The organism is Pseudomonas sp. MSSRFD41 (assembly GCF_014230245.1).
GTDB classification, from domain to species: domain Bacteria; phylum Pseudomonadota; class Gammaproteobacteria; order Pseudomonadales; family Pseudomonadaceae; genus Aquipseudomonas; species Aquipseudomonas piscis.
Genome location: NZ_JACKZK010000029.1, coordinates 47,581 through 62,154, shown reverse-complemented (window position 1 = coordinate 62,154; position 14,574 = coordinate 47,581). Strand labels below are relative to the sequence as shown.

The window sequence follows — 14,574 nt, the reverse complement described above, 5'->3', positions numbered from 1 at the left end:
CCGCGACCAACCAGGGCGTGATGCAGATCTACACCGTCGATACCACCGCCGGTGCGGCCACTGCCGAGAAAGTCGCCCAGGGCGGCGTGGTCGACAACCTCGCCAGCTTGTTGACCGTGCTCAAGTCGCTCAACAGCTGATTGTCCCCCTGGCAACATGCCAGCGCCCCCGCTGCCAGCAGGCAGCGGGGGCGCTGTCTTTATGGCGTGGCGATGACGTTGATCCGAAAGTTTTCGCCTTGGGGACGTTTACGTTCTTTTTTTCGAACGGCCTATTGTCCTTTTACCCCCTTTGCTCCTAGGATTCGTTTGAGATTTCAAACGCTCTTGCCTGAATGTCCAGGCGCACGTCTATCCTTGTGTGCGACATTTTTCATGCTTCGACCCAGTGAACGATTTTCCTGACGGCAGCTTTGCCTCGGATCGTTGAATGCGCTGCCGCGCTCAATGGCCGACCAGGCGCCTTTTTTACAATCACAATTTGCCCCGCGTATGCGCGGTGCTGTTAAGGAAGCCGACATGCAGCTCAAAGACGCCCAGTTGTTCCGCCAACAAGCCTATATCGATGGTGCTTGGGTGGATGCGGACAGCGGCCAGACGATCAAGGTCAACAACCCCGCCACCGGTGAAATCCTCGGCACCGTGCCGAAGATGGGCGCCGCCGAAACCCGCCGCGCCATCGAGGCCGCCGACAAGGCCCTGCCGGCCTGGCGTGCCCTGACCGCCAAGGAGCGCGCCACCAAGCTGCGCCGCTGGTATGAGCTGCTGATCGAAAACCAGGACGACCTCGGTCGCCTGATGACCCTGGAGCAGGGCAAGCCACTGGCCGAGGCCAAGGGCGAGATCGCCTACGCGGCGTCCTTCATCGAGTGGTTCGCCGAAGAAGCCAAGCGCATCTACGGCGATGTGATCCCCGGCCACCAGCCCGACAAGCGCCTGATCGTGATCAAGCAGCCGATCGGCGTGACCGCGGCCATCACCCCGTGGAACTTCCCCGCCGCCATGATCACCCGCAAAGCCGGCCCGGCCCTGGCCGCCGGCTGCACCATGGTGATCAAGCCCGCTTCGCAAACCCCGTTTTCGGCCCTGGCCCTGGTCGAGCTGGCCCACCGTGCCGGCATTCCGAAAGGCGTGCTGAGCGTGGTCACCGGCAGTGCCGGCGACATCGGTGGCGAGCTGACCAGCAACCCGATCGTGCGCAAGCTGTCGTTCACCGGCTCCACCGAGATCGGTCGCCAACTGATGGCCGAATGCGCCAACGACATCAAGAAGGTGTCCCTGGAGCTGGGCGGCAACGCGCCGTTCATCGTGTTCGACGACGCCGACCTGGATAAGGCGGTCGAGGGCGCGATCATTTCCAAGTACCGCAACAACGGCCAGACCTGCGTCTGCGCCAACCGCCTGTACATCCAGGATTCGGTCTACGACGCCTTCGCCGAGAAGCTCAAGGCCGCCGTGGCCAAGCTGAAGATCGGCAACGGCCTGGAAGAGGGCACCACCACCGGCCCGCTGATCGACGAAAAAGCCGTGGCCAAGGTCCAGGAACACATCAAGGATGCCCTGGACAAGGGCGCCACCCTGCTGGCCGGCGGCAAGCCCATGGAAGGCAACTTCTTCGAGCCGACCATCCTGGTCAACGTGCCCAAAGGCGCGGCCGTGGCCAAGGAAGAAACCTTCGGTCCGTTGGCGCCGCTGTTCCGCTTCAAGGACGAGGCCGAAGTCATCGCCATGTCCAACGACACCGAATTCGGCCTGGCCTCCTACTTCTATGCCCGCGACCTGGGGCGCGTGTTCCGTGTGGCCGAGGCCCTGGAGTACGGCATGGTCGGGGTCAACACCGGCCTGATCTCCAACGAAGTGGCGCCGTTCGGCGGCATCAAGGCCTCGGGCCTGGGCCGCGAAGGTTCCAAGTACGGGATCGAGGATTACCTGGAAATCAAATACCTCTGCCTGGGTATCTGATCCGGTTTCAAGCGCGCGGGGCACGAGAGCGCTGTCCCCGCGCGCAGCTTTAAAACCGCACTATTCAAGGTGGCCCGGGACCACGGCGGCAGTCGATCATCGCATGCTGCCACCGTTGCCTCCCCGCCCCGCAACCCTTGAACCGCACCGCGGCCGCCGCGGTGAATGAGGACATTATGAGCAAGACCAACGCATCCCTGATGAAACGCCGTGAAGCCGCCGTACCGCGTGGCGTGGGCCAGATCCACCCGATCTTCGCCGACAGCGCGAAGAACGCCAGCGTCATTGACGTCGAAGGCCGCGAGTTCATCGATTTCGCCGGCGGTATCGCCGTGCTCAACACCGGTCACGTGCACCCGAAAGTCATCGCCGCGGTGACCGAGCAGTTGAACAAGCTGACCCACACCTGCTTCCAGGTCCTGGCCTACGAGCCCTACGTTGAGCTGTGCGAGAAAATCAACGCCAAGGTGCCGGGCGATTTCGCCAAGAAAACCCTGCTGGTGACCACCGGTTCCGAAGCCGTGGAAAACGCCGTGAAGATCGCTCGCGCCACCACTGGCCGTGCCGGCGTGATCGCCTTCTCCGGCGCCTACCACGGTCGCACCATGATGACCCTGGGCCTGACCGGCAAGGTCGTGCCGTACTCGGCCGGCATGGGCCTGATGCCAGGCGGCATCTTCCGCGCCCTGTACCCTAACGAGCTGCACGGCGTGAGCATCGACGACTCCATCGCCAGCATCGAGCGCATCTTCAAGAACGACGCCGAACCGCGTGACATCGCCGCGATCATCATCGAGCCGGTACAAGGCGAAGGCGGTTTCTACGTCGCGCCGAAGGAATTCATGAAGCGCCTGCGCGCCCTGTGCGACCAGCACGGCATCCTGTTGATCGCCGACGAAGTGCAGACTGGCGCTGGCCGTACCGGCACCTTCTTCGCCATGGAGCAGATGGGCGTCGCCGCCGACCTGACCACCTTCGCCAAGTCCATCGCCGGTGGTTTCCCGCTGGCTGGCGTATGCGGCAAGGCCGAGTACATGGACGCCATCGCCCCAGGCGGCCTGGGCGGCACCTACGCCGGTAGCCCGATCGCCTGCGCCGCGGCCCTGGCCGTGATGGAAGTGTTCGAGCAAGAGCACCTGCTGGACCGCTGCAAGGCCGTGGGCGAGCGCCTGGTGACCGGCCTCAAGGCCATCCAGGCCAAGCACCCGGCAGTGATCGGTGAAGTCCGTGCCCTGGGCGCGATGATCGCGGTCGAGCTGTTCGAGAACGGCGACAGCCACAAGCCGAACGCCGCCGCCGTGGCCCAGGTTGTGGCCAAGGCCCGTGACAAGGGCCTGATCCTGCTGTCCTGCGGCACCTACGGCAACGTCCTGCGGGTGCTGGTGCCGCTGACCGCGCCGGATGCGCAACTGGACAAGGGCCTGGCCATCATCGACGAGTGCTTCGCCGAGCTGTGATGCCCGCCTGGGCTGATCGATAAAAAACCCGCTTCGGCGGGTTTTTTTCATTGCGCCGTGGTCTATAGGCGGATTTGCGCTGTATGGAAGCCTGCGCATTGACTAAGGTGCAAGGGATTGCCTAGGGAGCGTGCCGCATGACCGCTGTTGATCTACCTGCTGTACCCCGCGTGCTGATCGCCGAGGCCGATCCCTGGTCCCGCGACCTGCTCGAGCAAGTGCTGCTTAACGTGCGTTGCGATGCTCGCCTGGATCTGTGCGCCGATGGCCAGGAAGCCATGGACCTGCTCGATGCCAAGCCCTACGACCTGGTCATCGCCGACTGGGAACTGCCAGGCATCGACGGCCTTTCGCTGCTGCGTGCCATGCGCCAGCGCAAGCGCAACCCACCGCAGCCGTTCATCCTCCTCAGCGTGCGCAGCGATAGCGCCAGCGTGCGCGAGGCGCTGCCCCTGGCACCCACGGCCTACCTGACCAAGCCCCTGAACATGGAGGGCCTGACCCAGCGCCTGCAGGGCTTGCTGCTGGACGCTGGCCAGCAAGTGTCCTGCGAGGTTCCGAGCCTGGCGCCCGGTACGACCTTGTACAGCTTTCTCGAACATCGCCGCGAACTGGCCGATGGCGCACCCCTGCTGACCGACGTGCAACTGGCGATCAAGCGCAGCCTGCACCCCGAGGGCCTGGACCTGCGGCTGCTGGAAGAGGAAATCCGCACCGATCCGCAAGTCACCGCCGTGCTGATCGCCGCCGCCAACAGCGCCGCCCAGCACCATGGCGACGGCGTGCAGAGCCTGTCCCAGGCCCTGCAGCGGCTCGGCACCGGGCAGAGCATGAACCTGATTCTCGGCCTGACCCTCAAGCGCAGCGCCCGCCTCAGCGATCCGGCCCTGGCCGACTATGCCGAGCGCTACTGGGGGCTGTCGCTGCACACCGCGGAGTATGGCCGGACCCTGGCGCGCCTGTTGGACCTGGACCAGGAGCGTTGCTACTGCGCCGGCCTGCTGCACCGCTTGGGCGACCTGGCGTTGCTGCGCTGCCTGCAGGAGTGGAAGCAGGCCGGCGGCGAACTGGACGACCAGGAAGAGATCGGCGATGCCCTGGAGCGCTTTGGCGCCGCCTACGGTTCGGCCCTGCGCACCCGCTGGCGCATGCCCCTGGAACTGCGCGAGCTGATCGCCGCGGTCTACCAGCTCGGCGGTGGCGTCTATTCCCGCGAAGCCCTGGCGATGAACCTGGCGGGCCAACTGGCGCACCTGACACCCACCGAGGGTGTCGAGCAAGTGGCTCGGAGCAAGACCGCGCGGCTGCTGAAGATCGGCCTGCCGGAGCTGAGCCGCCTGCGCAAGGGTTGAGTGAAGTCAGTTGCCCATAAGCTCGAACAGCGCGAACCACCCATCGACCGTCTGGTCTTCGGCCAGGAAGGCCAGGTAGAAGAACGGCCAGGCGGCCAGCAGGTTCATCAGCTGCGCTGGATGCGGCCCAAGCTTGACAGCCAGGGCCAGCCCGAACACCACCAGGGCCACGCCGATCAGCAAGCACAACAGGCGCTTGCCCCGACAACCATTGCGTTTGCTGTTGATGCGCTTGAGCAACTGTTCTTCGTTCATCGGGTCGTGCGTCCGGCGCGGGCCGCCATTGCCATGGGGCCGCAGTCTAGCCCGGCCCGGACGGCGAATCAGCCACTGACGATGCGGTTCTTGCCCTGGCGCTTGGCCTCGTACATTGCCGCGTCGGCCCGGGCGAACAGGTTGTCCAGGCTCTCATCCTCCGGCAACAGACTGGTCAGGCCCTGGCTGACCGTGATGCTGAAGGCCTGGCCCTGGTGGCTGAAGTGCTGGCGCTGGATCTCCCGTTGCAGGCGTTCGGCCACCTGGTGCGCCATGTCGGCGGCGCAGCCGGGGAACAGCGCGGCGAATTCCTCGCCGCCGATACGCCCGAACAGGTCGCCCCGGCGCAGGGCGGCGCGTCCGCTCTCGGCGATGCGTTGCAGGACGATGTCGCCCTCGGGGTGGCCGTAGGTATCGTTGATCACCTTGAAATCATCGATGTCCAGCAACAGGAAGGACAGGGGCGTGCCTCGCAGTCGCGCCTGTTCGAACTCGCGATTGGCGCACTCGAAGAAATGCCGGCGGTTGCTGCTCTGGGTCAGCGCGTCGGTGGTGGCCAGGCGCTGCAACTCGCTCTCCAGTTGCTTCTTTTCGCTGATGTCCTCGGCGATCCCCACCACGATCAGGCGCTGTCCGGGTTCGGCATTGCGGTTGATGAAGCACTTGTCGCTGAGCCAGCGCACCTGGCCCGTGGCGTCGATGATGCGGTACTCGCGGTCTTCCACCGCGCCTTTTTCCACGACCTGGGCCAGGCTGCGCTCGGCGTATTCCAGGTCGTCGGGGTAGATGCTGTCGCGCCACTGGTTGTAGTCCGCCAGCAGCAGGCCGGCGGGGCGGCCGAAAATGCGCTCGTAGGCCGGGCTGACATACAGCACCTGGCGGCTTTCCCAGTCGAAGGCCCAAAGCACCGCGTTGACGCTGACCAGCAGCGAGTTGAACAGCTGCTCGCGCTCGGTCAGGCGGGCGACTTCGCCCTGGGCATGCATCAGGGCCATGAGGGTTTGCGCGGCCTCGAGCCACAGGGGAAGCGAAGATGGAATATCCGGATTCTTGTTGACCATCGGCACTGTTCTCGAAGGGTGTGCCGCGCGGTGTTCGACAGCGACTACAACCAGGCTCGCCTGGGTGGCGAAGTGTTGCTTGAGATAGAGGATGGAACGCTAAGTTCCCGTGCGGCCCGGCGATACGCCGGGCGGTCGGCTGGGGTGGTTCAGGCGAGGCTGGCGAGGGCCAGCTCCCTCGCCACGAAGGTGGCGAGGCAAGCGTGTCAGGCGGCGCTGGGGCGCAGGGAGTAGGTCTTGAGCTGGCTGGCGAAGTCGCGCAGGGACTGGATGCCGCTGGCCTCGGCTTCGTGGACCCAATCCTTGATGGCGGCCAGCATGTCGTGGCCATTGGAGCTGGTCTTGACCCAGATCTGTTGCAGGGCCAGGCGCTTCTCGTAGATCACCTTCAACGCCTGGCTGTGTTCCAGCATGTTCTGGATGCGCAGGTGGTGGCGATCTTCCAGCAGGCTGGTTTCCCGGGACAGCAAGCGCTTGGCGCGGTGGAACTGATGGCGTACCGAGTGATCGACCTTGGCCAGTTCCTGCTTGACCAGCGGGCCGATCACCAGCTTGCGGTACTGGGCCATGATCTGGAAGCGGTTGTTGAGGATGGCCATGGCGGTGTCCATGTCCAGGTGGCCCTTGCCTTCGACCCGGTGGGCGATGGGCGCCACCCGCTGGACCTTGGCCAGGCCCAGCAGGCTGAAGAGCTTGATCCAGCCCCAGCCCATGTCGAACTCCCACTTCTTCACCGACAGCTTGGCCGAGTTGGGGTAGGTGTGGTGGTTGTTATGCAGCTCCTCGCCGCCGACGATGATGCCCCAGGGCACCAGGTTGGTGGCCGCGTCGCGGCATTCGAAGTTGCGATAGCCCACCGCATGGCCCAGGCCGTTGATCACGCCGGCGGCCCAGAATGGAATCCACATCATCTGCACCGCCCAGATGGTGATGCCGATGGTGCCGAACAGCAGCAGGTCGATCACCGCCATCAGCGCCACGCCGCCGAGCTTGTAGCGGCTGTAGAGGTTGCGCTCGATCCAGTCTTCCGGGCAGTTCTTGCCGTAGATACGCAGGGTCTCGGGGTTGCGCGCTTCCTCGCGGTACAGCTCTGCGCCCTTGCGCAGCACGGTGGACAAGCCCTTGATCACCGGGCTGTGGGGGTCGTCGACGGTCTCGCACTTGGCGTGGTGCTTGCGATGGATCGCGGTCCATTCGCGGGTATTCTGCGCGGTGGTCAGCCACAGCCAGAAACGGAAGAAATGCTTGAGGCCGGCATTGAGCTCCAGGGAGCGATGCGCGGAATAACGGTGCAGATAGACCGTGACCGCAACGATGGTCACGTGGGTCATCAACAGGGTGACTGCCACCAGTTGCCAGGCGGACAAGCCAAGTAAACCTTCATACCACATAGGCGATAAGGCCCTCGATAGAGAAAAAACAGCCCTGGCATTATCACCATGCCCGGTGAGAAAACCAGTCGCCCTTTCAGATAAGAGTGGCGGGATGTTTCTTCCTCTATAATCCCAAACTTTTCGTGTGGAAATAGACGGGCTTATGTCGGTTTCTTATCGCAATGGCTTGCGTGCTGCGCTGCTCTACCTGCTGCTGTCCATGGCCTGGCTGCAGCTCAGTGGCTATTTATTGAGCAGTTTCTTCGATGGATCGATCGACCGGGCCCTGTGGCAGCAAACCAGCTGCTATGCCTGGGCCGTGGTCAGCGCGGTGCTGATCTTCTTTGCCCGGGCGCGCTTGCTACGTGTGCTGGGCGCCGACCGCTGGTTGCGCCACCAGCAGAAGGACCGTGAGCGCCTGCGCCAGGCCGCGGCGGTGTTCGACTGTACCCGCGAAGGGGTACTGGTGAGCGACACCCAGGGCCAGATCGTCCACGTCAACCGCGCCTTCATGGAGATCACCGGCTACCAGCGCGAGGAAGTGCTGGGGCGCCAGCCGAGCATGTTCAAGTCCGGCCATCATTCGGTGGACTTCTACCAGGCGATGTTCGGCGCGTTGCGCCAGAGCGGCGAGTGGAGCGGGGAAATCTGGAACCGACGCAAGAGCGGGGAAATCTATCCGCAGTGGCAGACCATCCGCGCGATCCGCGACGAGCAGGGCGAGCTCACCCACTATGTGGCGGTATTCTCCGACATCAGCGCGATCAAGGATTCCGAGCACGAGCTGGCGCACCTGGCCCACCACGATCCGCTGACCGACCTGCCCAACCGCCTGTTGCTCACCGACCGCGCCGAACAGGCCCTGGCCTCGGCGCAGATCCACAAGCGCGGCTGCGCCATGCTGATGATCGACCTGGACCACTTCAAGATGGTCAACGACAGCCTCGGGCATAACGTCGGCGACCAGTTGCTCAAGGCGTTTGCCCAACGCTTGCGCGACATGTTCGGCCCCGGAGTGACCCTGGCGCGCCTGGGCGGCGACGAGTTCGCCGTGCTGGCCGAAAGCTGCCCGCAATTGGTGCAGGCGGCCGCCCTGGCCCAGCGCATCCTCGATGGCCTCAAGGAACCGTTCCAGCTGGACGGCCACCAGGTGCTGATCAATGCCAGCATCGGCATCAGCCTGTTCCCCAGCGATGCCCGCAGCGCCAGCCAGTTGCTGCGCAACGCCGATGCCGCGCTGTTCAAGGCCAAGAGCGCCGGACGCAATGGCTATGCCTTGTACACCGAGGAACTCACCGCCCATGCCCAGCAGCGGGTGGAGACGGCCTTCGAGTTGCGCCGCGCCCTGGACCGCCAGGAGCTACGGGTCTACTACCAACCGGTGCACGACCTTGCCACCAGTCGCCTGGTGGGCGTCGAAGCCCTGGTGCGCTGGCAGCACCCGCACCGCGGCCTGGTGCCGCCGGCGGAGTTCATCCCCATCGCCGAACGCACCGGGATGATTGCCGAGATCGATGCCTGGGTCATGGGCGAGGCATGCCGGCAGATGTGCCAGTGGCAGGCCGAGGGCGTGGTGCTGTCGTTCATCGCGGTGAACGTCTCGACCCGCCTGTTCGCCCGCAGCGAGCTGTACCAGCAGGTGGCCCAGGTGCTGCACGACACCGGGCTGGACCCGGCCTACCTGGAGCTGGAGGTCACCGAAAGCGCGCTGATGGACGACCCGGAAGTGGCCCTGGAGCAGATGCACCGCCTGCGCGAGCTGGGCATCCGCCTGGCCATCGACGACTTCGGCACCGGTTATTCGTCGTTGCTGCGGCTCAAGCGCCTGCCGGTGCAGAAGCTCAAGATCGACCAGGGCTTCGTCGCCGGCTTGCCGTGGGACGAGGACGATGCGGCGATTTCCCGGGTCATCGTGGCACTGGCCCAGAGCATGGGCATGCAGGTCCATGCCGAAGGTATCGAACAGATGGAGCAGGCCCGCTTCCTCCTGGACCAGGGCTGCGATCTGGGCCAGGGCTACTGGTTCGGCCGGCCGATGCCGGCCTCCCTGCTGGACTGGGACAACGCCCCGCAGATCCTCTGACGCGCCTGATGCAGCTGGCGGGCGCTGCGCCTCCGGTCGCAGCCTCGTTGCACTCGACAGCGGCTACAGGCGTTTCGCGTAGCGGTCGCAAGAGGGCGGGCATGGACTCAGGGGGCCCGTAACTGCGCGCCCCGCCGAATAATTTCCACTGGTTATATAAACATTCTTAAATAGTATTTTTAAGAATATCCCTGCCTATCTACTATTGCTCCACGCCACCCGCAGTGCCGCCACTGCACGGCACATCCCACTCAGGAGCATCACCATGAGCGCATCTCTACGTAGCGTCGACGGACAGGACGAAGCAACCATCTTGCGTGAAATTCAAAGTGCACTGCGGGACCTGCGCTTCGGTGCGGTGGAAATCACCGTGCACAACGCCCAGGTCGTGCAGATCGAGCGCAAGGAAAAATTCCGCCTGCAGCAACCCGGCAACAAATCCAGCTGAATCAAATCACCCTCTCGCAAGCGAGAGGCCCGACTGGTCAACCGGAGGGCGTCACCCATGACCCCCAGTTCGTACCCCAGCGTTCATCCGCGAATGCGAGCCTGATTCGCCATAAGAAAAATGCCAGCACATTAGAAAATCTCGGGAGCTCTACCATGTCGTCGATTCGCCGTTATGCCCTGGCTGCCCTCGCCAGTGCCGTTTTTGCCGGTTCCGCCGTAGCCAAGGACTATGAGCTGCTCAACGTGTCCTACGACCCGACCCGCGAGCTGTACCAGGACTACAACGCCGAGTTCGTAAGCTTCTGGAAGAAGGAGCACCCCGGCGACAACGTGAAGATCCAGCAATCCCACGGTGGCTCGGGCAAGCAGGGCCGGGCGGTGATCGATGGCCTGCGCGCCGACGTGGTGACCCTGGCCCTGGCCGGCGACATCGACGAAATCGCCAAGCTCGGCAAGACCCTGCCGGCGGACTGGCAGAAGCGCCTGCCCGACGCCAGCACACCCTACACCTCGACCATCGTGTTCCTGGTGCGCAAGGGCAACCCCAAGGGCATCAAGGACTGGGGCGACCTGATCAAGAAGGACGTCTCGGTGATCACCCCCAACCCGAAGACCTCCGGCGGCGCTCGCTGGAACTTCCTGGCCGCCTGGGCCTACGGCCTGAAGGCCGGGGGTAGCGAAGCCAAGGCCAAGGAGTACGTGCAGGAGCTGTTCAAGCACGTACCGGTGCTGGATACCGGCGCCCGTGGCTCGACCATCACCTTCGTCAACAACGGCCAGGGCGACGTGCTGCTGGCCTGGGAAAACGAAGCCTTCCTGGCGCTCAAGGAAGAAGGGGGCGCCGACAAGTTCGACATCGTCGTGCCGTCGCTGTCGATCCTCGCCGAACCGCCGGTGGCGGTGGTGGACAAGAACGCCGAGAAGAAGGGCAACACGGCGATCGCCGAAGCCTACCTCAAGCATCTGTACAGCCCGGCCGGCCAGGAGATCGCGGCGAAGAACTTCTACCGTCCACGGGACAAGGACGTGGCGGCCAAATACGGCCAGCAGTTCCCGAAACTGGAGCTGGTGACTATCGACAAGGACTTCGGCGGCTGGAAAACTGCCCAACCGAAATTCTTCAATGACGGTGGCGTGTTCGACCAGATCTACCAGGCCCAGTAACAGGAGGAGCCACTCTAACCGCCGTCGCCTGGAGCCCCGGAATCACTTCGGGGCTTCGTGCGTTTCACCTGCGTTCAACCAAGGACTCTTATGTCGCGTCGTATCTCCCCCGTCATACCCGGCTTCGGGCTGACGCTGGGCTACACCTTGGTGTACCTCAGCCTGATTGTGCTCATCCCCCTGGCGGCGATGTTCGTCCATGCCGCACAACTCACCTGGGACCAGTTCTGGGCCATCGTCTCGGCGCCCCGGGTGCTGGCGGCCCTCAAGCTCAGCTTCGGCACCGCCTTGTACGCGGCAGTCATCAACGGCCTGATCGGCACGCTGCTGGCCTGGGTCCTGGTGCGCTACAGCTTCCCCGGACGGCGGATCATCGATGCGATGATCGACCTGCCCTTCGCGTTGCCCACCGCGGTGGCGGGCATTGCCCTGACCGCGCTGTACGCGCCCACCGGGCTGGTGGGCCAGTTCGCCACCGACCTGGGCTTCAAGATCGCCTACACGCCCTTGGGCATCACCCTGGCGCTGACTTTCGTCACCCTGCCGTTCGTGGTGCGTACCGTACAGCCGGTACTGGCGGACATCCCCCGCGAAGTGGAAGAAGCCGCCGCCTGCCTCGGCGCCAAGCCCTGGCAGGTGTTCCGCCACATTCTGGTGCCGGCGTTGCTGCCGGCCTGGCTGACCGGTTTCGCCCTGGCCTTCGCCCGGGGCGTGGGCGAGTACGGCTCGGTGATCTTCATCGCCGGCAACATGCCGATGAAGACCGAGATCCTGCCGCTGCTGATCATGGTCAAGCTCGACCAGTACGACTACACCGGGGCCACCTCCATCGGCGTGCTGATGCTGGTGGTGTCCTTCATCCTGTTGCTGCTGATCAACCTGCTGCAGCGGCGTATCGAAACCCCATAAGGAGGCGCGAACCATGTCCCAATCGTCCATCGCCGCCTCGTCGGCCAACGCCGCCCGCCGTGGCAGCGCCACTTCGCGGCGGGTATTGATTGGCCTGGGCTGGCTGATCTTCGCCCTGTTCCTGCTGCTGCCGCTGTTCATCGTCGTGTCCCAGGGGCTCAAGCTTGGCCTGGGTGCATTCTTCGCGGCGATCTTGGAGCCCGACGCCCTGTCGGCGCTCAAGCTCACGGTGATCGCGGTGCTGGTCTCGGTGCCGTTGAACCTGGTGTTCGGGGTCAGCGCCGCCTGGTGCGTGAGCAAGTACTCGTTCCGTGGCAAGAGCCTCCTGGTGACCCTGATCGACCTGCCGTTCTCGGTGTCGCCGGTGATCGCCGGCCTGGTCTACGTGCTGATGTTCGGCGCCCAGGGGCTGTTCGGCCCGTGGCTGTCGGAGCACGACATCCAGATCGTGTTCGCCCTGCCGGGCATCGTCCTGGCCACCATCTTCGTCACCGTGCCCTTCGTCGCCCGCGAGCTGATCCCGCTGATGCAGGAGCAGGGCACCCAGGAAGAAGAGGCCGCGCGCCTGCTGGGGGCCAACGGTTGGCAGATGTTCTGGCACGTCACCGTACCCAACATCAAATGGGGCCTGATCTACGGCGTGGTGCTCTGCACCGCCCGGGCCATGGGCGAGTTCGGCGCGGTGTCGGTGGTCTCCGGGCACATCCGCGGGGTCACCAACACCCTGCCGCTGCACGTGGAGATCCTCTACAACGAGTACAACCACGTCGCGGCCTTCGCCGTGGCCAGCCTGTTGCTGATCCTTGCGTTGTTCATCCTGCTGCTCAAGCAGTGGAGCGAATCCCGAATCAACCGCCTGCGCGCCAGCGCCGCGGAGGAATAAGACATGTCGATCGAAGTCCGTAACGTCAGCAAGAACTTCAACGCCTTCAAGGCCCTGGACAGCATCAACCTGGATATCCACAGCGGTGAGCTGGTGGCGCTGCTCGGCCCTTCGGGCTGCGGCAAGACCACCCTGCTGCGGATCATCGCCGGCCTGGAGACGCCCGATGCCGGCAACATCGTGTTCCACGGCGAGGACGTCTCCGGCCACGATGTGCGCGATCGCAACGTCGGGTTCGTGTTCCAGCACTACGCGTTGTTCCGCCACATGAGCGTGTTCGACAACGTCGCCTTCGGCCTGCGCATGAAGCCCAAGAACCAGCGCCCCAGCGAAAGCCGGATCGCCGAGAAGGTCCATGAACTGCTGAACATGGTGCAGCTGGACTGGCTCTCCGATCGCTATCCGGAGCAGCTCTCCGGCGGCCAGCGCCAGCGTATCGCCCTGGCCCGGGCCCTGGCGGTGGAGCCCAAGGTGCTGCTGCTGGACGAGCCCTTCGGCGCGCTGGATGCCAAGGTGCGCAAGGAGCTGCGCCGCTGGCTGGCGCGGCTGCACGAAGACATCAACCTGACCTCGGTGTTCGTCACCCACGACCAGGAAGAGGCCATGGAAGTGGCCGACCGCATCGTGGTGATGAACAAGGGCGTGATCGAGCAGATCGGCTCACCTGGCGAGGTCTACGAGTATCCGGCCAGCGATTTCGTCTATCACTTCCTCGGCGACTCCAACCGCCTGCGCCTGGGGGAGGACAACCATGTGCTGTTCCGGCCCCATGAAGTGTCGCTGTCGCGTGCGGAGCTGGAGGATCACCACGCCGCCCAGGTCCGCGATATCCGCCCGCTGGGCGCCACCACCCGGGTGACGCTCAAGGTCGAGGGCCAGGATGAACTGATCGAGGCCGAAGTGGTGAAGGACCATGACAGCCTGGTGGGCCTGGCCAAGGGCGAGACGCTGTTCTTCAAGCCCAAGGTCTGGCAGAAGGTCGCCAATCTCTAAAAGCCGAGAAGCATCGCGGGCAAGTCGGATCGCCGCCCGCTCGCTCCTACAGAAGCAGAATGCGTGCTTCTGTAGGAGCGGAGCTTGCCCGCGATTGCGATCTAGATCGCGGCACGCTTCGGATTGACCCGCACACCCCCCGCCCGTGCCTCGATCTGCTGCTTGAGGTCATGGCGCAGGCCCAGCAGGAAGGCCAGTTCGGCCACCACGAACAGCGGGCCGATGATCAGCCCGGAGACGTCATCGACGAAGGCCGGCTTGCGCCCTTCGTAGTAATGGCCGACGAACTGGATCACCCAGCCCACCACGAACAGGCCCAGGCCACTGGCCAGCCAGACCAGGGTGCTCTGTTGCGCCAGTGCCTGGCCAGCCCACACCGACAAGCCCATCAGCACGCTCATCAATAACCCCAGGCGCAGTTCCAGGCGCAGGTAGTACACCGCCGCGAACAGGGCCAGCAGCGCCGGCGAAAGCGTCAGCCCGGCCACCGGCCAGGCCGGGCGGGACAGCAGTACGGCCACGGCGACCACGATCATCGGGATGCCGATGAAGTGGCTGGCGATATTGCGTGGGTCGCGGTGATAGGCCGCGTATTGACTCAGGTGATCGACGAGGCTTTTCATTGTTGTTCCT

13 protein-coding genes and 1 pseudogene are annotated in these 14,574 nt (G+C 64.4%); 10 read left to right on the top strand and 4 right to left on the bottom strand.

What is annotated here, in order from left to right; translation table 11 throughout:
• The 4 genes and pseudogenes from H7A76_RS32510 to H7A76_RS28400 all read left to right on the top strand — a co-directional run.
• A pseudogene (locus H7A76_RS32510) lies at positions 1-140 on the top strand (R body protein RebB-like protein); the annotation flags it as partial.
• 378 nt (positions 141-518) lie between these two features.
• Positions 519-1,961: an NADP-dependent succinate-semialdehyde dehydrogenase gene (gabD, locus tag H7A76_RS28410; protein ID WP_185701597.1), complete on the top strand. Its 1,443-nt coding sequence runs from the start codon at positions 519-521 to the stop codon at positions 1,959-1,961.
• 176 nt (positions 1,962-2,137) lie between these two features.
• Positions 2,138-3,418, top strand: coding sequence for a 4-aminobutyrate--2-oxoglutarate transaminase (gene gabT, locus H7A76_RS28405; protein ID WP_185701596.1), 1,281 nt, complete (start codon positions 2,138-2,140; stop codon positions 3,416-3,418).
• A 137-nt stretch (positions 3,419-3,555) separates the two neighbouring features.
• Positions 3,556-4,770, top strand: coding sequence for a response regulator (locus H7A76_RS28400; RefSeq protein ID WP_185701595.1), 1,215 nt, complete (start codon positions 3,556-3,558; stop codon positions 4,768-4,770).
• A 6-nt stretch (positions 4,771-4,776) separates the two neighbouring features.
• Here H7A76_RS28400 and H7A76_RS28395 read toward each other — a convergent pair whose 3' ends face one another.
• The 3 genes from H7A76_RS28395 to desA form a co-directional block, all read right to left on the bottom strand.
• Positions 4,777-5,025, bottom strand: coding sequence for a hypothetical protein (locus tag H7A76_RS28395; RefSeq protein WP_185701594.1), 249 nt, complete (start codon positions 5,023-5,025; stop codon positions 4,777-4,779).
• Positions 5,026-5,093: 68 nt separating this feature from the next.
• Positions 5,094-6,086, bottom strand: a complete 993-nt coding sequence (locus H7A76_RS28390) for a sensor domain-containing diguanylate cyclase (RefSeq protein WP_185701593.1) — start codon at positions 6,084-6,086, stop codon at positions 5,094-5,096.
• Positions 6,087-6,292: 206 nt separating this feature from the next.
• Positions 6,293-7,477: a delta-9 fatty acid desaturase DesA gene (gene desA / locus H7A76_RS28385; protein WP_185701592.1), complete on the bottom strand. Its 1,185-nt coding sequence runs from the start codon at positions 7,475-7,477 to the stop codon at positions 6,293-6,295.
• 145 nt (positions 7,478-7,622) lie between these two features.
• Here desA and dibA point away from each other — a divergent pair, with 145 nt between their 5' ends.
• The 6 genes from dibA (at position 7,623) to H7A76_RS28355 (ending at position 13,941) form a co-directional block, all read left to right on the top strand.
• Positions 7,623-9,542 carry a phosphodiesterase DibA gene (gene dibA, locus H7A76_RS28380; RefSeq protein ID WP_185701591.1) on the top strand — a complete coding sequence of 640 codons (1,920 nt, stop codon included), beginning with the start codon at positions 7,623-7,625 and terminating at the stop codon, positions 9,540-9,542.
• Positions 9,543-9,807: 265 nt separating this feature from the next.
• A complete protein-coding gene (gene oscA / locus H7A76_RS28375; RefSeq protein ID WP_185701590.1) occupies positions 9,808-9,990 on the top strand; it encodes a sulfur starvation response protein OscA in 183 nt (60 codons plus the stop codon).
• 155 nt (positions 9,991-10,145) lie between these two features.
• Positions 10,146-11,156, top strand: a complete 1,011-nt coding sequence (locus H7A76_RS28370) for a sulfate ABC transporter substrate-binding protein (protein WP_185701589.1) — start codon at positions 10,146-10,148, stop codon at positions 11,154-11,156.
• A gap of 90 nt (positions 11,157-11,246) precedes the next feature.
• Complete coding sequence (gene cysT, locus H7A76_RS28365) at positions 11,247-12,065, top strand: sulfate ABC transporter permease subunit CysT (protein ID WP_185701588.1); 819 nt, start codon at positions 11,247-11,249, stop codon at positions 12,063-12,065.
• A gap of 13 nt (positions 12,066-12,078) precedes the next feature.
• Positions 12,079-12,948, top strand: a complete 870-nt coding sequence (gene cysW, locus H7A76_RS28360) for a sulfate ABC transporter permease subunit CysW (protein WP_085598086.1) — start codon at positions 12,079-12,081, stop codon at positions 12,946-12,948.
• A 3-nt stretch (positions 12,949-12,951) separates the two neighbouring features.
• On the top strand, positions 12,952-13,941 hold the full coding sequence (locus tag H7A76_RS28355; RefSeq protein ID WP_185701587.1) for a sulfate/molybdate ABC transporter ATP-binding protein: 990 nt from the start codon (positions 12,952-12,954) through the stop codon (positions 13,939-13,941).
• Positions 13,942-14,042: 101 nt separating this feature from the next.
• Here H7A76_RS28355 and H7A76_RS28350 read toward each other — a convergent pair whose 3' ends face one another.
• Positions 14,043-14,564: a DUF962 domain-containing protein gene (locus H7A76_RS28350; RefSeq protein ID WP_185701586.1), complete on the bottom strand. Its 522-nt coding sequence runs from the start codon at positions 14,562-14,564 to the stop codon at positions 14,043-14,045.
• Positions 14,565-14,574: the final 10 nt, after the last annotated feature.

Coding starts and splice junctions, on each gene's coding strand:
- H7A76_RS28370 (WP_185701589.1), top strand. CDS start 10,146: ATGTCGTCGATTCGCCGTTATGCCCTGGCTGCCCTCGCCAGTGCCGTT.
- H7A76_RS28355 (WP_185701587.1), top strand. CDS start 12,952: ATGTCGATCGAAGTCCGTAACGTCAGCAAGAACTTCAACGCCTTCAAG.
- H7A76_RS28350 (WP_185701586.1), bottom strand. CDS start 14,564: ATGAAAAGCCTCGTCGATCACCTGAGTCAATACGCGGCCTATCACCGC.
- cysW (WP_085598086.1), top strand. CDS start 12,079: ATGTCCCAATCGTCCATCGCCGCCTCGTCGGCCAACGCCGCCCGCCGT.
- dibA (WP_185701591.1), top strand. CDS start 7,623: ATGTCGGTTTCTTATCGCAATGGCTTGCGTGCTGCGCTGCTCTACCTG.
- H7A76_RS28400 (WP_185701595.1), top strand. CDS start 3,556: ATGACCGCTGTTGATCTACCTGCTGTACCCCGCGTGCTGATCGCCGAG.
- gabD (WP_185701597.1), top strand. CDS start 519: ATGCAGCTCAAAGACGCCCAGTTGTTCCGCCAACAAGCCTATATCGAT.
- desA (WP_185701592.1), bottom strand. CDS start 7,477: ATGTGGTATGAAGGTTTACTTGGCTTGTCCGCCTGGCAACTGGTGGCA.
- H7A76_RS28395 (WP_185701594.1), bottom strand. CDS start 5,025: ATGAACGAAGAACAGTTGCTCAAGCGCATCAACAGCAAACGCAATGGT.
- oscA (WP_185701590.1), top strand. CDS start 9,808: ATGAGCGCATCTCTACGTAGCGTCGACGGACAGGACGAAGCAACCATC.
- H7A76_RS28390 (WP_185701593.1), bottom strand. CDS start 6,086: ATGGTCAACAAGAATCCGGATATTCCATCTTCGCTTCCCCTGTGGCTC.
- cysT (WP_185701588.1), top strand. CDS start 11,247: ATGTCGCGTCGTATCTCCCCCGTCATACCCGGCTTCGGGCTGACGCTG.
- gabT (WP_185701596.1), top strand. CDS start 2,138: ATGAGCAAGACCAACGCATCCCTGATGAAACGCCGTGAAGCCGCCGTA.